At 59.7% G+C, this 20852-nt stretch carries 19 protein-coding genes; 4 read left to right on the plus strand and 15 right to left on the minus strand.

Annotated elements, in window-relative coordinates:
* Positions 1-64 precede the first annotated feature (64 nt).
* The 3 genes from GVN17_RS05295 to GVN17_RS05305 all read right to left on the minus strand — a co-directional run bounded on the left by GVN17_RS05295 (position 65) and on the right by GVN17_RS05305 (position 3159).
* Complete coding sequence (locus GVN17_RS05295; RefSeq protein ID WP_166594171.1) at positions 65-781, minus strand: hypothetical protein; 717 nt, start codon at positions 779-781, stop codon at positions 65-67.
* Positions 782-1085: 304 nt separating this feature from the next.
* Positions 1086-2228, minus strand: a complete 1143-nt coding sequence (locus GVN17_RS05300; RefSeq protein ID WP_166594172.1) for a hypothetical protein — start codon at positions 2226-2228, stop codon at positions 1086-1088.
* A gap of 121 nt (positions 2229-2349) precedes the next feature.
* Positions 2350-3159, minus strand: a complete 810-nt coding sequence (locus GVN17_RS05305) for a hypothetical protein (protein ID WP_166594173.1) — start codon at positions 3157-3159, stop codon at positions 2350-2352.
* Positions 3160-3402: 243 nt separating this feature from the next.
* On the opposite strand from GVN17_RS05305, the gene GVN17_RS05310 reads away from it, so the two are divergent.
* Positions 3403-5334, plus strand: coding sequence for an ATP-dependent DNA helicase RecQ (locus GVN17_RS05310; RefSeq protein ID WP_166594174.1), 1932 nt, complete (start codon positions 3403-3405; stop codon positions 5332-5334).
* Positions 5335-5505: 171 nt separating this feature from the next.
* Entirely contained in the window at positions 5506-5934 is a 429-nt protein-coding gene (locus tag GVN17_RS05315; protein ID WP_166594175.1) for a thioesterase family protein, read from the plus strand.
* A 73-nt stretch (positions 5935-6007) separates the two neighbouring features.
* On the opposite strand, the gene GVN17_RS05320 is transcribed toward GVN17_RS05315, so the two are convergent.
* The 5 genes from GVN17_RS05320 to yrfG all read right to left on the minus strand — a co-directional run bounded on the left by GVN17_RS05320 (position 6008) and on the right by yrfG (position 11868).
* The gene (locus GVN17_RS05320) at positions 6008-6478 is read right to left on the minus strand and encodes a glycine zipper domain-containing protein (protein ID WP_166594176.1); all 471 of its coding nucleotides are present in this window, start codon (positions 6476-6478) and stop codon (positions 6008-6010) included.
* Between the two features lie 350 nt (positions 6479-6828).
* Positions 6829-9159 carry an FdhF/YdeP family oxidoreductase gene (locus GVN17_RS05325; RefSeq protein WP_166594286.1) on the minus strand — a complete coding sequence of 777 codons (2331 nt, stop codon included), beginning with the start codon at positions 9157-9159 and terminating at the stop codon, positions 6829-6831.
* 9 nt (positions 9160-9168) lie between these two features.
* Positions 9169-10002 (minus strand): formate dehydrogenase accessory sulfurtransferase FdhD, encoded by an 834-nt coding sequence (gene fdhD, locus GVN17_RS05330; protein WP_166594177.1) that lies wholly within the window; start codon positions 10000-10002, stop codon positions 9169-9171.
* A 95-nt stretch (positions 10003-10097) separates the two neighbouring features.
* Positions 10098-10985 (minus strand): LysR family transcriptional regulator, encoded by an 888-nt coding sequence (locus tag GVN17_RS05335; RefSeq protein WP_166594178.1) that lies wholly within the window; start codon positions 10983-10985, stop codon positions 10098-10100.
* A 220-nt stretch (positions 10986-11205) separates the two neighbouring features.
* Entirely contained in the window at positions 11206-11868 is a 663-nt protein-coding gene (gene yrfG, locus GVN17_RS05340; protein WP_166594179.1) for a GMP/IMP nucleotidase, read from the minus strand.
* Between the two features lie 97 nt (positions 11869-11965).
* Between yrfG and nudE the strand changes: the two genes are divergently transcribed.
* Positions 11966-12532, plus strand: a complete 567-nt coding sequence (nudE, locus tag GVN17_RS05345; protein ID WP_166594180.1) for an ADP compounds hydrolase NudE — start codon at positions 11966-11968, stop codon at positions 12530-12532.
* The gene (cysQ, locus tag GVN17_RS05350) at positions 12529-13371 is read left to right on the plus strand and encodes a 3'(2'),5'-bisphosphate nucleotidase CysQ (protein WP_166594181.1); all 843 of its coding nucleotides are present in this window, start codon (positions 12529-12531) and stop codon (positions 13369-13371) included. Before nudE ends, cysQ begins: the two co-directional genes overlap by 4 nt.
* 101 nt (positions 13372-13472) lie before the next feature.
* Here cysQ and GVN17_RS05355 read toward each other — a convergent pair whose 3' ends face one another.
* From GVN17_RS05355 to rfbB, 7 genes are all read right to left on the minus strand, one after another.
* A complete protein-coding gene (locus GVN17_RS05355) occupies positions 13473-13937 on the minus strand; it encodes a YiiD C-terminal domain-containing protein (protein ID WP_166594182.1) in 465 nt (154 codons plus the stop codon).
* Entirely contained in the window at positions 13924-15300 is a 1377-nt protein-coding gene (locus tag GVN17_RS05360) for a sigma-54 dependent transcriptional regulator (protein WP_166594183.1), read from the minus strand. Before GVN17_RS05360 ends, GVN17_RS05355 begins: the two co-directional genes overlap by 14 nt.
* Positions 15297-17111, minus strand: coding sequence for an ATP-binding protein (locus GVN17_RS05365; protein WP_166594184.1), 1815 nt, complete (start codon positions 17109-17111; stop codon positions 15297-15299). Before GVN17_RS05365 ends, GVN17_RS05360 begins: the two co-directional genes overlap by 4 nt.
* 200 nt (positions 17112-17311) lie before the next feature.
* Entirely contained in the window at positions 17312-18193 is an 882-nt protein-coding gene (gene rfbD / locus GVN17_RS05370) for a dTDP-4-dehydrorhamnose reductase (protein WP_166594185.1), read from the minus strand.
* Entirely contained in the window at positions 18190-18735 is a 546-nt protein-coding gene (rfbC, locus tag GVN17_RS05375) for a dTDP-4-dehydrorhamnose 3,5-epimerase (protein ID WP_166594186.1), read from the minus strand. Before rfbC ends, rfbD begins: the two co-directional genes overlap by 4 nt.
* Positions 18732-19607 carry a glucose-1-phosphate thymidylyltransferase RfbA gene (gene rfbA, locus GVN17_RS05380; RefSeq protein WP_166594187.1) on the minus strand — a complete coding sequence of 292 codons (876 nt, stop codon included), beginning with the start codon at positions 19605-19607 and terminating at the stop codon, positions 18732-18734. The genes rfbC and rfbA overlap by 4 nt, the downstream gene beginning before the upstream one ends.
* Positions 19604-20683, minus strand: coding sequence for a dTDP-glucose 4,6-dehydratase (gene rfbB, locus GVN17_RS05385; RefSeq protein ID WP_166594188.1), 1080 nt, complete (start codon positions 20681-20683; stop codon positions 19604-19606). The genes rfbA and rfbB overlap by 4 nt, the downstream gene beginning before the upstream one ends.
* Between the last annotated feature and the right edge of the window lie 169 nt (positions 20684-20852).

The following is a 20852-nucleotide window of genomic DNA, read 5'->3' on the forward strand; positions in this document are numbered from 1 at the left end:
CCGCCTCTAGGGGCGGTTTTTTTATAGATATCTTTCGGCGTCAGATCTTGCCCGATCTTATGGCTCAGCCTGATTTCCCCGTCACCGGAAAATCCTGCGTGATATCAAAACTGCCCTTGGCAACGACGTTCTTCGCGTTGCACAGTTTCGCGTCGAAGCCGGGGTGGCGTTCGCCGTGTTGGGCCGCGAAGGCGGCGGCTTCTTTGGTGCATTCGTCGGTGGGCTGTTCGGGGGAGAGTGCGGCGTTGAACTGAAACGTGCCTACCAATCTATAACGGTCCAACAGCTTGTTGGATGACGTCAGCTTCTCGATCTTGCTGAAGTCGAGTTTGACGTTGCTGTTCGTGCCGTCCTTGTCTGTGTCGAAATACTGGTAGTACGAGCCGGTGTCGTAGGACGCGCTGTTTTCATCGTGAGCGACTTCAACGCGGCCACCCTGAAACATGATCGCCTGTTTCTGCTGGTCCGGGTCCTCGAAAGAGAAACCGAGGATGGGGCCGATGCTGACTTCGTTGCGATCACCGTCTGCTTCCTGGTCCGCACTGAGCGTCAGCCAGTTCGCGCCGGGCAGCTTGCCGGGCAGGAAGCCAACGCTGACGGCATCGCCTTTGGCTTCGTAGTGCAGATTCATGGCACCGCTCACGTCTACCGTCATCGACTTCGAGAGGCCGCGAGCGTCGGCAGAGGCGCTGCTGGCTTTCTCGGGATTTTTATCGCCGCAGCCTGCGAGGGTGGCAATCAGGGCGGCGAACATGAGCGGAAGGTAGCGAGTGTGGGTCATGGGGTTTTCCTGAAGTGATCGGCTGAAAGCCTCTGCTTGGCGGAAGGTATGACCGCTGAAATCGCGTTTTGTCGAGCCAGTGACTGAAAAATGTTGCCGAGGTCTTTGTTGGCAAACTCGCCCTCGACGGTGATTCATGATCCCGGTCAAGAGCGAGACAGTTGCCTGGAATTCTTGATGACGTATTGCCGCTTCGTTTATGTCACGGCAGGGTGTCAATCGGTTTTTCAGTTTTACGTATAATGTGAAGCGATACAGCTTGAACGGTCTTGTAAATCACATTCAATAAAATGGAAGTGAAATTTCAACTAATGGGCTTGTGAAAACTCGACGTTGGCGCAACAGGGGCGGACAAGCCTGCGTTGGGAAAGAATGCATTGCCGTTCACGGCTGAAAACTTCACACCCTTATCGCCCCACGAGACGCGGCGCTCTCCGGCGTCCGCTTCCGTAATGGCGGTATAAGATTTGCTGCGCATACCGATAAAACTCTTATCGTTTCGTGCAATCACTTTCAAATACTCATCAATTTTGGCGGAAGTCAGCTTGAGCATTTTATTCAGCGGAGCCCCCCAGCGAGTCAGACTTTGCTCGGCGTAATGACGGATGATCAAACCCGGTTCCGTAAAAGCATTTCTGCCATTGGCGCCATCATCGGCCGCGTTGCCCACTAACGTTGCGTGGCGACCTGCCATTGGGAAGATATGTACCTGGGTGCTTGGCGCGGTGTGCGGCGCTACGCAGGCGAAACCTTTGGAGCGTTCATCACGTGCGTAAAAGCCAATATACTGTTTGACGTTGGCACCGAGCGTGACGCGGTGAGCCTGGAAGTTCAGCGCACCCGGCACAGGGTCGATGGCGAAGATATTGACGGCAATGTGCTTCAGCTCAGGGTCTGCCAGCATGGCATTGGCCAGCATGTGGCAACTGATACCCCCGCGGCTCCAGCCCACCAGATTGACCTGTTTGGGAATCGGGCGGCCTTTTTCATCTTTCTTGCGGAAGATCTGGATGATTTTTTCCTGAAGCTGCTGGGGGGTGACTTTGCGATCCCCGTAGTCGTAAGTGCGCCACAGCCAGCACCCGGTTCGATCAAGGTCTTCAACAGGAATGTTGGCTTTCTTCAATCGATCGTATTCCTGCTTGGTCAACTTCGTGCGCTGCCAGTTCGTTTTGCCTTTTATCATCGCCAATGCATGACCGACATTTTCTTCCCAGCCTTTGCCAAATAGCGTTCCGGTCATGCCATAGCCGCCGGGCTCAGTGAACAGGTTATCGGCTTGCAAGTTGCCACTGCCAGGGCCATCAATAATGATCCAGTCGGCAAACTCTCGGTTGTTCATGTTTGAAGCCAGTGTGGATACCAGCTCGCCGTCCCAATAGCTTTTATTGAATGGGTCAAAACTGTTAGAGCCGGTACCGCAAAAGAATACTGTTAAAACACTCATGATTAATTATCCTTTGGGTTGATAGGTCTCCAAAAGGTAGGTTGAGGATATTCATTTGGCAAAAGCGTAACTGTTTCGCAATATGAGCCTGTCAAAAGGCTCCAAAGTGTGTCAGTCCGCATCAGGGTCGATAAGTATTAGCCGCCTCACAGAACTGTTCCTGTGCGAGTTTGTTTTTCTCGTCCCTGTCTTTGGCAGCGCGCTTGGTCCAGTCGCTGCACATGTCTTTGAAGTACGGTGCAGCGGCGCGACGGCATTCGCGATATTCGACGCTGTCCGCTTTGAAGTTCATGCACACGCTATTGTTTTCGACGTGATTGTTGTAGATGCGGTAGCGCGCTTCATACCGATTGCGCCCATCCACTTCCCTGATGAGTACGCCCGCGACTTCATAGCGACGGCCCGTTTCAGCCTGAGGCTTGGCGGCGGTCGCCTTGTACTGCGCCATGTAACGGTCAGACACCATGCCCTGTGGTCGGGGTGCGTTGTAGTCCGTCGGTTGAATATCGCCAAACCGGCAATTGATGACGTCTCGGTCGATCACATTGCCTTGCTTCATGCAGTCGTCGAGCGGCTTTGACGTCGCAGGTTGGGTGGTATCTAGCTTGGGAGCGACGTAGACCACTTGCTCGGTCGTCCGTATTTCGGGTGTTTGAGCCTCGGGTTCAGGTGCTTCGATGACGTCAGCCGCCGGTAACGTGGCGACGGGCATTGGAGCGGGTTTCTGCGTATGAAACATCTGAGCGACGAGGTAGAGAATTGCCATCACTAGCGCCAGACAAATCAACACGCTGCTGAGCGGCCACGTATGTTTGGCAGGTGGGAGTTTTCTTTTTGCGGGGTGCGAACCGAGCACGACGTCGAACTGGTCTGGCGTCAGACGCTGCATGACGATCTGGCCGTCATCCTCGGGCGGCAGGGTGGGTTGCATGGCCTCTCCTTGGCGATTTTCGTGCTGCAATGGGGCCTCTAGGCCCTCTTCAGCGAGTGAAATCAGATGTGAGTAAAAGTTGCGGCGAGGTTAAACGGCGCGATGTCGTTTTGCTAGTCGTACACATCCCTCGCTTATCAGAGATGTATCCTGTTTGGCATTTCTGTAACGGTTTAGGTGTTCGTCGCCCGAACCTGCCGCGCTAAGGTTCAGGCCTTTGCGACGGTTCATGGAGGACGGTACATGCATCAAACGCTTGAGCAGGTTTTCGGCTATCGGCAGTTCCGCGCTGGACAAGAGGCAGCGATCAGCGCGGTATTGGCGGGTCGTTCCGTTGCCGCGATCTTTCCCACCGGCTCCGGAAAATCGCTGTGTTACCAGTTGCCAGCCTTGCTATTGCCAAACCTCACACTAGTGGTTTCTCCGTTGCTGGCGCTGATTCAGGACCAGTTGACCTTTTTGCAGCGCCACGGCATCTCAGCGGCGAGTATCGATTCGGCACAGAGTCGTGAAGACGTGACAGACGTGATGAACCGCGCCCGCTCCGGCGAACTGAAAATTCTGATGATTTCGGTAGAGCGTCTAAAAAATGAGCGATTCCGGCACTTCATCGCGCAGGTGCCGATCTCGCTGTTGGTGATCGACGAGGCGCATTGCATCTCGGAATGGGGGCACAACTTCCGCCCGGACTATCTCAAGCTTCCGGACTACCAGCGCGAATTCAGTATCCCGCAAGCGCTATTGCTGACCGCGACTGCCACTCCACACGTCATCGAAGACATGCAGAGCAAATTCGCCATCGCGCCCAAAGACGTGGTGACGACCGGATTTTATCGGCCGAATCTCACGCTGTTGGTCGAACCCACGCCGGGGCGTGACAAACGCAGACGCCTGACGCAGTGGCTGGGCGAGCGGGCCGGGCAGCCGAGCATTGTGTATGTCACCTTGCAGAAAACCGCCGAATTCGTGGCGGCGCATTTGGCGGAGCAGGGCATTCCGGCGCAGGCCTATCACGCCGGATTACCCCACGACAGACGCGAATCGATCCAGCGTCAGTTCATGGCGGGGCGCCTGAACTGCATCGTCGCTACCATTGCGTTCGGGATGGGCATCGACAAAAGTGACATCCGCAACGTCGTGCATTTCGATCTGCCAAAATCGGTCGAGAACTACAGCCAGGAAATTGGCCGGGCAGGGCGCGACGGTGCCGTCTCCGAGTGTCTGGTGCTGGCCAATCGCGACAGCCTCAACGTGCTGGAAAATTTTGTGTACGGGGACACGCCCGAGCGCGAGGGGATTCGTCGGGTGCTGGAGGATTTGCTCAGTGCGCGCCATGACGGCCAGTGGGAATTCTTGCTGCTGCATCTTTCCGACATGAGCAACATCCGCCAGCTGCCGTTGAAAACGTTGCTTGTTCAGCTTGAACTGCGCGGGATCATCGCGCCCCGTTACTCGTATTTCGCGGAGTACCGCTTCAAATATTTGATCGAGCCAGACGCGTTGGTGCAGCAGTTCCAGGGAGAGCGGCAGCTGTTCGTGCAGGCGTTGGTCGACACCTCTCGCCGTGCGCGAACCTGGGCGACTGTGGACTTCGACGCGATTTACCAGCAATACAAGGCGGAGCGCGGGCGTGTGGTGACAGCCCTGGATTTCTTTCAGGAAAAGGGTTGGATCGAGCTGGAAACCAAGCAGATGACCGACGTCTACAACGTGCTGGTCACGGATTTTGATATCCAGGTGCTGAGCGAAGAGCTTCACGCATACTTCGTGCATCATGAGACGACCGAAGTGGCGCGTATTCACGCGATGCTGGTTCTATTCGCGAGTGAACAGTGCCTGAGTCATCGCCTTGCTACGTACTTTGGCGATGAGCGGGCGCCTGATCGCTGCGGGCATTGCTCGGTGTGTGCAGGGCATGTCGCGGTGTTGCCGGAGCCTCCCGAGCTGAGGCCGCTCGATGAGCGGGATCTGGGGGATTTGTGCAGCGAGTTTGTCAGCAAGCATTTGCAGGCGTTGGGGCATGATCCCAGCCTTGAATGCCTGACCCGATTTTTATGCGGAATCAGCGTGCCGGTGTTTACCAAACTCAAGGCCCGGGGCATTCCTGGTTTCGCGGTGCTGGAGGATTACCCCTATGGCGAAGTGAGGGCTTGGGTTCAGGGCCAACTTCATTAGGGGCTGCAGATGCAGTCTCCTGTGGGAGCGAATTCATTCACGATGCGTATTCTCAGGCGCAGGTGATGGTGTTGTTACGCCGCCATCGCGAATCAATTCGCTCCCACAGGTTTCATGGATACCCTAAATCGTCGTAGTGTCAGGTCCACACTTGCCCACCGAGGACAACGCATGAGCGAAACTCCGATACGCGCCGACTACCGCCACTTTCAGCCCATCACCACACGCTGGCATGACAACGACATTTACGGCCATGTGAACAACGTCACCTACTACAGCTTCTTCGACAGCACCGTGAACAGCTACCTGATTGAGCAGGGCGGGCTGGATATCCACGATGGGGCGGTGGTGGGGTTCGTAGTCAGTTCGTCCTGTGATTACTTTGCGTCAGTCGCTTATCCCGACCTGATTGAGGTGGGGTTGCGCGTCGGAAAACTGGGGAACAGTTCAGTGCAGTACGAGCTGGCAGTGTTCAAGGTGGGTGAAGAAGAGGCGTGTGCGGCGGGGCGGTTCGTGCACGTGTTCGTGGATCGGGTGTCGAATCAGCCTGTGCCGATTCCTGTAGCGTTGCGCGCGGCGATGGAGCGTCTGGTGCTCTGAAGCGCCTGGAAACGCAAACCGGCCGCGTTATCGGCGGCCGGTGAATGTCCCTGTCGAAGGCGTTGCGCTGCTGTCAGCGATGACGCCAGCCGCGATGACGGCCGTGGTCGTAGTGACGCTTGCCATGACCGCCGTGGTAGTCGCGACGGTCACCGCGATAGCCGCGACGATTGTCGTCACGACGGCTCTCTTCGCCCATATAGTTACCCAGCGCGCCACCGGCACCGCCGCCTGCCGCTGCGCCGATCAGGCTGCCGGTGCTGCCGCCGACACTCCGACCAATCACGTTGCCGCCTGCCGCGCCCAAACCGCCGCCGATGGCGGCTTCGGTACGGTTGTGACGGTTGGCGCCCACTGCGCCGCCAGCCGCGCCGCCCAGTCCTGCGCCGATGGCAGAACCGGTGCTGCCGCCGATTTGTTGACCGACAACTGAACCCAGTACCCCACCCAATGCGCCGCCCACGCCAGCGTTCAGGTTATCGCCTGCTGAGGCGAAACCGGTGGCCAGCGAGAGGGACAACAACAGAATCGAGGAATACTTCATGTAGGGATGCTCGTAGGGATGACGACGCGATCCTGCAATCATGAAGAAAATGTCACAATCGAAATCCGACGAATAACACGACTTGTATACAAAAGCCTAAGTTATTGTTTTTGATGCGGAACTTAGTGAGGTTTGACGAGTCCTAGATTACTTCCCACAGGCCCAAATCATGCGATTTGGGCCTTTTTTGTGGGCAGGATAGGGACTTCGGGGCAATGCGGAGTTGAGCGTATGGGGAGCCCCTGTGGGAGCGAATTCATTCGCGAAGCGTGAGTACACTCGACGCATCACTGTCGACTTCAAGACCCTTTCGCGAATGAATTCGCTCCTACAGGGGATAGCGGCGTTAGTTAAATAATCCGCGCCACCTCGGCGTGCCGCTCCAGTTTGATCGCCACAAACTTGGACGTTGGCGTATGGCTGCCATCGCCAATGCTTTCCAGCGGCACCAAGGGGTTGACCTCTGGGTAGTAAGCCGCTGCCTGGCCCGCCGGAATATCGAACGGCAGCAGGGTAAAGCCCTTCACGCGCCGTTCGATGTCATCGCCCCAGATCGACACGATGTCGGCTTTCTGGCCGGGTACGAAGCCCAGGCGCACGATGTCGGCCTCGTTGAGGAACATCACGTCACGCTGGCCTTTCACGCCGCGATAGCGGTCATCCAGCCCATAGATTGTGGTGTTGTACTGATCGTGGGAGCGCATCGATTGCATGATCAGGTCCGGAATAATGCCGGTCCCACGGATGCTTTCGTGCACAAGGTCCACCGGCAGCTCGTTTGCCTTGAAATTGGCGCGGGCGCTTGGCGTGTTCCATTTGCGCGAACCGGCGGTGCTGCCCAGATAGAAACCGCCCGGGTTCTTGATCTTCTCGTTGAAGTCTTTGAACGCCGGGATGGTGTCGGCGATCAGGTCGCGAATGCGCCCGTAATCTGCCGCCAGCCACAGCCAGTCCACAGGCTGCTTGCCCAGGGTGGCGTTGGCGATGCCTGCCAGAATGGCGGGCTCGGAGCGCATGTGACGCGACAGCGGTTTCAACTGGCCGTTGGATGCGTGAACCATGCTGAAGGAGTCTTCCACGGTGACGGCCTGCGGGCCTTCAGCCTGGATATCGATGTCGGTGCGACCGAAGCACGGCAGGATCAGCGCCTCCTTGCCGTGGGCCAGGTGGCTGCGATTGAGCTTGGTGCTGATCTGCACGGTCAGGTCGCAATTGCCCAGGGCTTCGAACGTACGCGTGCTGTCCGGGGTTGCCTGAGCAAAGTTGCCGCCCAAGGCGATAAACACTTTCGAGCGCCCTTCCAGCATCGCGTGGATCGCTTCAACGACGTTGTGGCCGTTTTCGCGTGGCACTTTGAACTGGAAGCGTTTTTCCAGCGCATCGAGGAAGAACGCCGGTGGACGCTCGTTGATCCCCATGGTGCGGTCGCCCTGCACGTTACTGTGGCCTCGCACCGGACACAGGCCCGCGCCGGGCTTGCCGATGTTGCCGCGCAGCAGCATCAGGTTGGCGACTTCCTGGATGGTCGGCACCGAATGGCGATGTTGGGTGATGCCCATCGCCCAGCACATGATCACGTTCTTGGCGCGGGCATACATCCGGGCAGACAGCTCGATGTCGTCCAGCGTCAGGCCCGATTGCTCGACGATGAATTTCCATGAGGTCGCGTCGACGGTGGCGAGGTAATCCTGCACGCCGTCGGTATGCTCGTTGATGAAGGCGTGGTCGAACACGGCTGGCTCATTCTTGGCCTGGGCTTCACGTTCCCATTGCAGCAGGAACTTGGCCATGCCACGCATCATGGCCATGTCACCGCCCAGTGCAGGGCGGAAGAACGCGGTATTGGTCGGCTCGGAGCCGTTGGTGAGCATTTCCAGCGCATGTTGCGGGTGCTGGAAACGTTCCAGGCCACGCTCCTTGAGCGGATTGACGCTGACCACCTGGGCGCCGCGCTGTACGGCTTCACGCAGCGGTTCAAGCATGCGCGGGTGGTTGGTGCCAGGGTTCTGGCCCAACACGAAGATCGCGTCGGCGTGTTCGAAGTCGTCGAAGGTCACGGTGCCTTTGCCGACGCCCACACTTTGCGACAGCGCAACGCCACTGGCCTCGTGGCACATGTTGGAGCAGTCAGGGAAGTTATTGGTGCCGTAGGCGCGCACGAACAGCTGATACAGATAGGCGGCTTCGTTGCTGGCCCGGCCCGAGGTGTAAAACTCGGCCATGTTCGGGCTGGGCAGATTGTTAAGGTGCTTGGCGATCAGCGCAAACGCGTCGTCCCATGCGATCGGCTTGTAACGATCGGTCTGGGCGTCGTAGACCATCGGCTCGGTCAGGCGGCCTTGATACTCCAGCCAGTAATCGCTCTGCTCCAACAGCGCGCTGACGCTGTAGCGGGCAAAGAAAGACGGGTCGACGCGACGCTTGGTGGCTTCCCAGTTGACCGCCTTGGCCCCGTTTTCACAGAACTTGACCAGGCCGCTTTCGGGCGAGTCGCCCCACGCACAGCCCGGGCAGTCGAAGCCGCCGTTCTGGTTGGTCTTGAGCATCATGCGCAGGTTTTTCAGCGCGTTGTCACTGGTCAGCCAGGCTTTACTCACACTGATCAGCGCGCCCCATCCGCCGGCCGGACCTTTGTACGGCTTGTAGCGGGGAACGGGGGTCTTGTCGGCTTGTTTGTGCATGCTCACGCGTTAATTCTCCAAGGCCGGGCTGTAGACCCGCGGCGCGCTGTGTTTTGGCAGATGAATGAGGTTGAGGTTGTGCCGACGCGCCCATTGCAGCGCCAGGCCGGTAGGCGAGGACAGGCTGACAAGGGTTTGTATCCCGGCACGCAGGACTTTCTGGATCAATTCGAGGCTGCAACGGCTGGTCACGACCGCCAAGCCGCCCGCCGTAGAAATGTTCTGGCGAATCAGCGCCCCGATCAGTTTGTCGAGGGCGTTATGGCGACCGATGTCTTCACGTCCGAGCAGCAGTTCGCCCTTATCGTTCATGAACATCGCGGCATGGACGGCGCCGCAGTACTGGCCCAGCGGCTGGAATTCGTCCAGGCGCTCACGCAGGCCGTGAAGCCATTCGGCCGGGGGCAGCGGAGCACCGGGGAGCACGTTCAGCTCAGGCAAGGCCTGTTCCACGGCTTCGACCCCGCACAGGCCGCAACCGGTGGTTCCGGCCATTTGTCGACGCTGAGTCTTGAGATTCCAAAAGGCGCGACTGGCGATTTCAACTTCCGCCGTTTGCGCAGAACCGCAGCCGCCAAGCTTGATGTCGTAGATTTCGTCGGGGGATTCGATGATGCCGCTGCCGATGCTGAAACCGACGATAAAGTCTTCCAGATCGGAGGGCGTCACCAGCATCACCGCCTGGCTGATGCCGTTAAAGGCAATGGCCAGCGCCACTTCTTCCGCGAGCACGGTGGGCTCAGAAGCGTCGTGCTCCAGATTCGAGTAGGTGTAGGGCTGGCTTGCGGCAGGCGCGGGCAGTTGTTTTGCGGGCGCCGTGCTTTCCTTGTGCTTGGTATGCATCGGGACGTACCGGCAGAGTTTCCAGGCCCCTAGCCTAGGCCTCTCGTCGGATGGCGTCTAATCGCTAGTACTGATGCCGTAATAGATGACGTCGATCAAGATGCTGCGATCATTTTGTGATACTCGCCAAAGCACGCCTCGGCCAGCGCGGATCGTGGCGCCGAGCGGCGCATGATGAGTCCCAGGCGGGCCAGCGTCTGCGCCTGTTCGATGGGCTGCAGACGCAGGTGATCTGTCAGCGTTTCGAGCCCGCCGTCCAGCGGCATGATCGCGCAGCAGAAACCGGCCTGAACGGCTTGCAGCAGTTGATGGACGGCGTCGGTCTGGATCAGCGGCTGGGGTTCCAGCCCGCGGGTCTGGAAGTTGTGGTCGATGGACTGACGAAAGTGCATGCCGCTGGTCAGCATGCCCAACGGCAATTCGATCAGGCTCTCCCAGCTCAGGGGGGTGTCACCGAAGCTGAAGTGGCGCTGGTCGTACATGAGGCCCATGCGCGTTTCCGCCAGCTCCAGCGAGTCGAAGCGTTCCGAGTCCAGCCGTTCCAGGTATGAAACGCCGAGGTCGAGCCGGTTGCTCGCCAGTTGGTCGAGGATTTGTTCGGAACTGAGGGACGACAATTCGAAGCGCATGCTTGGGTGATTGTTGTGCAGGCGTTGCAGCAACGGCAGCGGATCGAAGTTGGACAGTGGCACGACGCCCAATCGCAAGGTGCCGACGAGGTGACCGCGACAGGCAGCGGCTTCGGCCTGCAAACCGTCATAGGCCGCCAACACCGTACGTGCCCACGCCAGCACGCGCTCGCCGGGGGCTGTGAAACCTTCGAAACGCTGCCCCCGATTGACCAGCGGCAGGTCCAGCTCTTCTTCCAGACTGCGCAGACGCATGGAGAGGGTCGGCTGAGTGATGTGGCAACGCGCAGCCGCCTGCCCGAAATGACGGGTTTCGTCGAGGGCGATCAGGAATTTCAGCTGTTTGATGTCCATCTTCACTCCGCAAGGCACAGGTCGGCTCGGGGATTCTAGCGCGGCAGGATGTCGCATGGGGTGATGATTGGGACTGAGACGAACAGTTGCGCAATGGGCAACCTATAGGAGTGAGCTTGCTCGCGATAGGCCTGACACTCGATACATACCTGTTTGTTCCAGGCATCCATCGCGAGCAAGCTCACTCCCACAGGGATTGGTGTGTGTGACAGGGGAACGATCACAGGCCTTGGATCAGGGTCCGGTAATCTTCAACGGCTTCGAATTCTTCGGTCTCCTTCGGCCCCTTTCGGCTGTCGGGTTCACGCACGGCCAGCAGGTGTTTCACGCCATAACGCCCGGCGCTGCGCAGGATCGGCAGCGTGTCGTCAATGAACAGACTGCGTGCCGGATCGAAATCGATATCTGCGTGCAACGCGTCCCAGAACTGCGGGTTTTCCTTGGGGTAGCCGTAATCGTGTGAGCTGATCAGCCGCTCGAAATAGGGCGCCAGCTCCAGCCGCTCCATCTTCAACGACAACGAATCCCGGTGTGCATTGGTGATCATGATCACCCGCTTGCCAGCCTGTTTGATGGCGCCCAGAAACAGCTCGGCGTCGGGGCGTAGCGCGATCAGGTGGGCAATTTCCACTTTCAGCTCTTTCACCGAGAGCTTCAGTTCGCTGCTCCAGAAATCGGTGCAATACCAGTTCAGCGTGCCTGCGTTCTTCTCAAACAGCGGCGTCAGCTCCATTTTCGCCATCGCGAGGCTCACGCCATGCAGCTCCGCGTAGCGTTTAGGCAGGTGTTCAAGCCAGAAATGATTGTCGAAGTGCAGGTCGAGCAGTGTTCCGTCCATGTCCAGCAGAACGGTGTCGATGTCGCGCCAGGGCAAAGAAGGCATACGGGTCTCTCGGCATTGAATAAGTCGCTGTGGTTTTCCGACACAGACATTCAGAAAAGCCACGGTATAGTAACCCGTCTACGCCAAGGAGCTTGTCATGCGCCAGAAACCCACCGTACTCGCCCGTGAAATCGTCGCGAGCAGCCGTCTATTCCGAGTCGAAGAAGTGCAATTGCGCTTTTCCAATGGCGTCGAACGCGTTTATGAACGTCTGGTCGGACGCGGCAACGGTTACGGGGCGGTGATGATCGTGGCGATGCTCGATGCCGACCACGCCGTATTAGTGGAAGAGTATTGCGGCGGCACCGATGAATACGAGCTGTCCTTGCCCAAAGGGCTGGTCGAGCCGGGCGAAGACGTGCTGGCCGCCGCCAACCGTGAGCTCAAGGAAGAAGCGGGTTACGGGGCGCGCAACCTTGAACATCTGACTGAGCTGTCGCTGTCGCCGGGCTACATGAGTCAGAAGATTCAAGTGGTGCTGGCCACCGATCTGTATGAAGAGCGCCTTGAGGGCGACGAGCCTGAGCCGATGCGCGTGGACAAGATCAACCTGCGCGAACTCGCCAGCCTGGCGCAGCACCCGCAGTTCTCAGAAGGTCGCGCCTTGGCTGCGTTGTATCTGACCCGCGATCTGTTGACCCAGCGCGGGGTCTTCCAGCCATGACTGATCTGTTCGCTGGTTTGCCCCACCCGTTGCTGGCCCCGGTGATCGACCTCTGCCGTCGCGCGGGAGAAGCCATTCTGCCGTTCTGGCGCTCGGGCGTTGAAGTGACGTCCAAATCCGACAATTCCCCCGTGACCGCTGCCGACCTGGCCGCTCACGAGCTGTTGGTAGCGGGACTGAAAGCGCTGGACCCGAGCATTCACATCCTGTCCGAAGAAGACGCCAACATTCCGTTGAGCGAACGCAGCCAGTGGCAGCGTTGGTGGCTGGTCGATCCGCTGGATGGGACCAAGGAATTTATCTCCGGCAGCGAAGAGTTCACCGTCAACGTCGCGCTGGTCGAGAACGGGCGCGTTGTGTTCGGCGTGGTATCGATGCCGACCAACGACCGCTGTTACTTTGGCGGAGCGGGCCTGGGGGCCTGGCGCAGCGATGCTGTTGATCACGTCGAGCCGATTACCGTGCGTGATCAGCCCGGTGTGGGCGAGGCGTTTACCGTGGTCGCCAGCCGTCGCCATTCCAGCCCGGAGCAGGAGGCGTTGCTCGCGGGACTTTCTTCCGTGGTGGGCGAACTGAAGCTGACCAACATCGGCAGCTCGTTGAAATTCTGTCTGCTGGCAGAGGGTTCGGCTGATTGCTACCCGCGTCTGGCCCCGACCTCGCAATGGGACACCGCCGCTGCGCAGGGCGTGCTGGAAGGGGCGGGCGGTGTGGTGCTGGACCTGATGGGCGAAACGTTCGATTACCCGGCGCGTGAGTCGTTGCTCAACGGGTTTTTTCTGGCGTTGCCGGGCAATGCGCCGTGGCGCGGGGCGTTGGTGGAGTTGGCGAAAGGCTGATCGCAGCCAACTCAACATTCTGCGGCGGACACGATTCCGATCGTTCCTACGCCCCGCGTGGGAATGCCGCCTTCGACGCTCTTCGTCCGCTGATGCCGCGCTTATTTATGCAACACATACTGCCCAACAAACTCCACCGCTGAGTCGTCCGACCCTTCGGCCACGATTCGGGTGTTCAGCGCCAATCGCGCACGCCCGCGACGCTGATACAGCTTCAGGAATTTCTCCCAGGTCGCGTCATCCGGCGCTTCGCAAATTGCCACGCCGTCGCGCTTCACCGGCAGCGGATAGCTGATCTGGCCGTCCTGGATCACGATATGGCCGTCGTCGATCCCGGCTTCTTTCAACCGCAGGTACAGCCAACCCCAACCCGCCAGCACGGCGCCGCAATACAGGCTGCCGCCAAACAGCGTGCTCTTGTGGTTGATGTTCTGCGCCAGCGGCAAGTGCAGGCGCAGTTGATGGTTTTGCCAGGCGATGACTTTCATGCCCATGTCGCGGGTCAGGGGGATGTCGTGATGCAGCACGGTTTCCAGGTAGCTGGCCGCAGATTCATTCGTTGTCATCGGAACCGCCACCACTGAAGATCAGGCCGTGTTTGCGCAGTTTGTCGTGCAGGGTTTTGCGGGGGATGCCCAGTGCTTCGGCGAGGCTGCGAACAGAGTTGTGAGGGCGGGTCAGTTCGGCGGCAATCAGAGCGCGCTCGAAGGCTTCGACTTGATCACTCAGGCCACCGGTCGAGGCAGGTATGTGCGGCGATGTGCCTTCCAGTTCCAACTCCAGACCCAGCGCAAAACGCTCGGCGGCATTTTGCAGCTCGCGCACATTCCCGGGCCAACTGTGGCGCAACAGCATTGCCCGTTGCCCCGGTTGCAGTTCGTGGCGAGGCAAGCCGTGACGCAGGCTCCCGGCATCCGCGAAATGCTGAAACAGCACCAGTGCATCCTCGCCTCGTTCGCGCAGAGGGGGAATGCGCAGCGGCGCGACGTTCAGACGGTAATACAGGTCGGCCCGGAAACGGCCTTGATCGGCGGCGTGGCGCAGGTCTTCCTTGGTGGCGGCGACGATGCGAATGTCCAACGGAATCTGCTGATTGCCCCCCAGCCGTTCGACCACCCGTTCTTGCAACAGCCGCAGCAGCTTGACCTGTACGTCCATGCTCATGCTCTCGATCTCATCGAGAAACAGCGTGCCGCCGTTGGCGAATTCGAATTTACCGATGCGCCGTTTTTGCGCCCCGGTGAAAGCGCCCGGCTCGTGACCGAACAGCTCGCTCTCGACCACCGACTCCGCCAGCGCGCCCGCGTTGATCGCAACAAAAGGGCCGTTGCGACGGTTGGACAGATCATGCAGCGCGCGGGCCACGACTTCTTTGCCGGCGCCGGTTTCACCGAGAATCAGCACATCGGCCTTCGTGGCCGCCAGTGCACCGATCTGGTCGCGCAAGCGCTGCATCTGGGGCGAGAGGCCGACCAGTCGCGCACTCAGTTGCTGACGATCACTCAGCTCGAGACGCAGGCTCCGGTTGTCCAGCACCAACCGGCGCAAGGCCAGTGCCCGGCGCACGCTGTCGAGCAGCGCGTCGCTGGCGAAGGGTTTTTCCAGAAAGTCATAGGCCCCGGCCCGCATCGCCTGGACTGCCAGCGGTACATCGCCGTGACCGGTGATCAGCAGTACCGGGAGTTCCGGGTCTTGTGCGTGGAGTTGATTGAGCAGTTCGAGGCCGTCGATGCCTGGCATGCGGATGTCACTGACGATCACCCCCGGCCAGTCACGCTCAATGCGGGCTTGCAGGCCAGTGGCGTCGCTCAGCGGCAGGACTTTCAGACCTGCCAGGTCCAGCGTCTGACTCAGGGCCTGACGCAAGTGTGGGTCGTCGTCGATCAGCACAACCTGAATACGGCTGTCGATGGCGGTGTCCGTGGTCATGCAGATAGATCCTCCGGCGGTTGAAGACTGACCCCTGAAGCCCCGGTGCGCATGCGCAACGTCAGCAGCGCGCCCCCCTCGGGGTGATTGGCGAACAGCAGTTCGCCGCCCAGCGCGCGCATCAGCGTATCGCAGATCGCAAGGCCCAGCCCCAGGCCCTGCGTGCGCGTCTTGGTGGTGAAGAAGGGTTCGCGCGCATGCTCCAACGCCTCACGGGAAAAGCCCGGGCCGTTGTCGCGAATGTACAGGTTGACGCCCTCGGCGTTGTACTCGGCACTTATCCACAATTTGCGCGGCGGGCCTTTCTCGGTGAGGGCGTCCAGTGCGTTCGCCAGCAAATTGCCGAGCACCTGCCGCAAGCGGGTTTCGCCAGCCTGCACCCACAGCGTGGCGTCGGGCAGGTCGCGAATCAGCTCGACGTCCATGGCGCGGCGTCGTTTGGCGAGCAAGGCCAGCGCGTCATCAAGGGCTGGTTGCAGGGCCACGCTTTCAGGCGCGTGCCGGTCACGCCGGGCGAAGGCCCGCAAGTGCGCGATGATCGACGCCATGCGCCCCGTGAGTTCGCTGATCAGCTTGAGGTTGCCCCGCGCATCGTCGGTGCGCTGGTGATCGAGCAGCACTTCGGCGTTTTCTGCGTAGCTGCGAATCGCCGCCAACGGCTGGTTGAGCTCATGGCTGATGCTGGCCGACATGGTGCCCAGCGCCGACAGCTTGCCCGCTTGAACCAGCTCGTCCTGCGCACGAAACAGCTCCTGCTGCGCATGTTCCCGTTCCAGCACTTCCTGGCGCAGCCGCTGGTTCAAGCCTTCCAGGTCGCTGGTGCGTTCCATCACCCGCACTTCCAGTTCGCGGCGGGCTTTGCCTTCGAAGTTGATGCGGTCAAGGTAGTGACGCCGCCGCTGCATCATGATGCCGAGCAGCAACATCAGCACCAGCAACGTCGCGCCGCCGATGGCGACCACCGTGCGCACTGGACGCGAGACCAGCACTTTCGGGGCGAGGATGTTCACGCTCCAGCCGGTTTCGTCGATCTGCTGGGTCTGGGTCAGCCAGCCGTTTTCATTCAGTTGAAGCGGGCGCGGGTCGCGGGTCGGGTACGGCTGAATCGCAACGATGGCCTGTTTTTCTTCTTCGCTGAGCGGCCGTGTCGCGCGGAAACGCCAGGCCGGGTTGGACGTGAGGATCACCACGCCGTTGTGGTCGGTGACCAGCAATTGCTCAGGCGTCTTGCCCCACAGGGTTTCGGTCAGGTCCAGATCGACCTTGACCACCAGCACGCCGATGACAGTGTTACCGTCATGCACGGCGGCGGCGAAGAAATACCCGCGTTTGGCCGACGTGGTGCCCAAGCCGAAGAAGCGACCCAGTTTGCCGGCCATGGCGTTGCTGAAATACGGGCGGAAGGCGAAATTCCGACCCACGAAACTGTCGCGCTTGTCCCAGTTGGATGCCGCGAGGGTTTCGCCGTTAGGCGCCATCAGGTAAATGACTTCCGCGCCGGTTTGCTGGGCCGTATTCATCAACAGCAGATTGGCCTGCTCCTGGGTCTGCTTGTCCTGAGGGTTGGCCAGCATGGCGCGTAAGCCCGGCAGGTCACCGAGGATTTGTGGCAGCACTTCGTAACGGTGCAGGGTGCCGAGCAGGTTGGCGACGTAGAGGTCCAGCGTCTGACGGTTCTGGCTCAGCAGCTCATTGAGGTAATAACGCTCGGCCAGGCGTTCGAGCGGCCACAGCAGCGGCGCGAGGATCAACGCCAATAACGCGAGGCTGCGCCAGCGAGGGCGACGGGGGAGAGAGGAAGTGCTGGTCATGAAATCGCCCGGTGAGTCCGTTGCGATGCTTGTGTGACAGGCATTTGGCTGGTGTCGCTCATGCCGCCGCTATCGCGAGCAAGCTTACTCCTACAGGCGGGAGCCGTTGAATGTAGGAGTGAGCTTGCTCGCGAAGGCGTGAGGTCAAGCGAAGCATCGGTCGGCCAGCGCCACTCAGCATCTGATAGGCAACATTATGCCTATCGCTGCTGAGCTAAGCACTCCAGCAATGCAGCGTGCCAATCCGGTTGGCTCACGCCCCATTCCTGTTGCAGGCGGCTGCAATCCAGGCGGGAGTTGAGCGGGCGTTTGGCGGGGGTTGGGTAGGCGCTGGAAGGGATCGGCTCAATTGTCGCGCACGGCTTCCCGACCTTGATCAGTTCCTGACCAATCGCCCCGGCAAAACCTGCCCATGACGTTTCACCGCTGGCCGTCAGGTGATACACGCCCCATGCGCCCGGCTCGCCGTCACGCCAGCGCTCTATCAACGCCCGCGTGCTCTGCGCGATGGTGCCCGCCCACGTCGGTGCGCCAATCTGGTCGGCCACGATGGTGAGTTTTTCGCGCTCTTGCAACAGGCGTTGCATGGTCAGCAGAAAGTTGCGGCCGGTCAGGGAATAGACCCAACTGGTGCGCAGGATCAGGTACTGACCACCGGCCTTTTCGATGGCCTGCTCCCCGGCGAGTTTGCTGCTGCCGTAGACGCCCAGCGGGTGGGGCGTATCTGTTTCCGTCCATGCTTCGTTCTTGCTGCCATCGAACACGTAATCGGTGGAGTAATGAATGAATGGGATGCCCAGCGCGGCAGCTTCTTCAGAAAATACGCCGGGAGAAGTCGCGTTGATCGCGTAGGCCAGGTCGGGTTCGCTTTCGGCCTGATCCACTGCCGTGTGAGCGGCAGCGTTGATGATCAGGTCCGGTTTGACCTCACGCACGACATTGCGGATCGACTCCGGCGCACTCAAATCGAGCTGGTCGCGACCCACCACGATCAGCTCACCGAGGTCCTTCAGAGTGTGCTGCAGCGCTTGCGAGACCTGGCCGTGTTGCCCGCTGATCAGAATCCGCAGTGGCGCACTCACGGGAACAATTCCGCGTCTTTGAGGCTTTTGCCGACCTGGTCCTTCGCTGACAAGGTTGGCGCGTCGCTCAGGCCCCAGTCGATGCCCAGCTCTTCGTCGTCCCAACGAATGCAGCGTTCGGCAGACGGCGTGTAGTAGTCGGTGGTCTTGTACAAGAACTCGGCGTGATCGCTGAGCACCACGAAGCCGTGGGCAAATCCTGGTGGAATCCAGAGCTGGCGGGCGTTTTCCGCCGACAGCTCAAGGCCGAACCATTTGCCGAAGTGCGGCGAGCTGCGGCGGATGTCGACAGCGATGTCCAGCACCTTGCCCGCCGTGACGCGCACCAGCTTCCCTTGAGGGTTCTGGATTTGATAATGCAGACCGCGCAACACGCCTTTCTGCGAACGCGAGTGGTTGTCTTGCACGAACTGATCGGTAATCCCGGTGGCTTCGGCGAATGCTTTGGCGTTGAAGCTTTCGTAGAAGAAACCGCGCTCATCACCGAACACTTTAGGCTCGATGATGAGCACTTCTGGCAACTCGCTTTGAGTGACGTTCACTGGCTTTCCCCGGCAATTTTGAACAGGTACTGACCGTAGCCGGTCTTGCCAAAATAGTCAGCCCGTTTGAGCAGATGATCGCGATCGATCCAGCCGTTCTGATACGCAATTTCTTCGAGGCACGCCACTTTCAGGCCCTGACGATGCTCGATGGTCTGCACATATTGCGAGGCGTCGAGCAGGCTGTCGTGAGTGCCGGTGTCGAGCCAGGCAAAGCCCCGCCCGAAACGCTCGACGCGCAGGTCGCCGCGTGTGAGGTAAGCGTTGTTGACGTCGGTGATTTCCAGCTCGCCCCGTGGCGACGGTTTCACGTCTTTGGCGATCTGAATGACGCCGTTGTCGTAGAAATACAAACCCGTCACGGCGTAGCTGGACTTCGGTGCCTTGGGCTTTTCTTCGATGGACAGCGCGTGGCCGTTCTCGTCGAAATCAATCACGCCGAAGCGCTCCGGGTCCTTGACCCAATAGCCGAACACGGTTGCGCCCGAGGTGTGCTCAGCCGCTCGCTTGAGCTGATCGCTGAAGTGCTGACCATGGAAGATGTTGTCGCCCAGGATCAGGCACACCGAATCGTCACCAATGAACTCCTCGCCGATCAGGAACGCCTGCGCGAGACCGTCCGGCTTGGGTTGTTCGGCGTAGTGGAAATGCACGCCGAACTGGCTGCCATCACCGAGTAGGGCCTTGTATTGCGGCAGGTCCAGCGGCGTGGAAATGACCAGGATTTCCTTGATGCCCGCCAGCATCAGCACCGAGATCGGGTAGTAGATCATCGGTTTGTCGTAGATCGGCAACAGTTGCTTGGAGACCCCGAGGGTGATGGGGTGCAGGCGCGTGCCCGACCCGCCTGCCAGTACGATTCCTTTAGTCATGCGATCAGATCCTTCACGTTGGTGCCCAAGCGTTCGCCCTGGTAGCTGCCGTCCTGCACGTTACGGCACCATTCCAGGTTGTCGAGATACCACTGCACGGTTTTACGCAGCCCGGATTCGAAGGTTTCTTCCGGCGTCCAGCCCAGTTCGCGTTCGATCTTGCTCGCGTCGATGGCGTAGCGCATGTCATGGCCAGGGCGGTCGGTCACGTAAGTGATCAGGTCCGCGTAGTTGGCCACGCCTTTGCGCTGCTCCGGCGCCAGTTCTTCAAGCAGGGCGCAAATGCCACGCACCACGTCGATGTTCTTTTGCTCGTTATGGCCGCCGATGTTGTAGGTCTCGCCGACCTTGCCTTCAGTCACGACCTTCAGCAGCGCGCGGGCGTGATCCTCGACGAACAGCCAGTCCCGCACTTGCAGGCCGTTGCCGTAGACCGGCAGCGGTTTGCCCGCGAGGGCGTTGAGGATCACCAGCGGAATGAGCTTTTCCGGAAAATGGAACGGCCCGTAATTGTTCGAGCAGTTGGTCACGACGACTGGCAGGCCGTAGGTGCGTTGCCAGGCGCGAACCAGGTGATCGGACGCCGCCTTGCTGGCCGAATAGGGCGAGCTGGGCGCGTAAGGCGTGGTTTCGGTGAACAGGTCATCGACGCCATGCAGGTCGCCGTACACCTCATCGGTGGAAATGTGGTGGAAGCGGAACGCGGCGCGCTCGGCCTCAGGCAAGGTCAGCCAGTAACCGCGAGTCGCTTCCAGCAGGCTGTAAGTGCCGACGATATTGGTCTGGATGAATTCCGACGGGCCGTCGATAGAGCGGTCCACGTGGGATTCCGCTGCCAGGTGCATGATCGCGTCAGGCTTGAAACGCGCCAGCACCTTGCTGACTTCGGCCTGATTGACGATGTCCTGCTGCACGAATTCGTAGCGGGTGTTCGTCACGATGCTGTGCAGCGATTCGAGGTTGCCTGCGTACGTCAATTTGTCGAAATTCAGTACGTCGTGGTCGGTGTTATTGATCAGATGACGGATCAGCGCCGAACCGATAAATCCGGCGCCACCGGTGACAAGTATTCGCATAGCCAGACCTTCTTCCCTGGATGGACGTCAAGATTACGAAGCATAGCTTGTGGGCGGGCGGTGACAGGCGCAAGGCACAAACGCCCCGAAGGCCATGAAATTAATTGATGGCCAGACCCGATTAGCGTCATAAAACCGCCGCAAGTGTTTCATTCGTGTAACGACTACG

Origin of the sequence: Pseudomonas sp. SLFW (assembly GCF_009905615.1) — a bacterium.
Classification (GTDB): domain Bacteria; phylum Pseudomonadota; class Gammaproteobacteria; order Pseudomonadales; family Pseudomonadaceae; genus Aquipseudomonas; species Aquipseudomonas bambusae.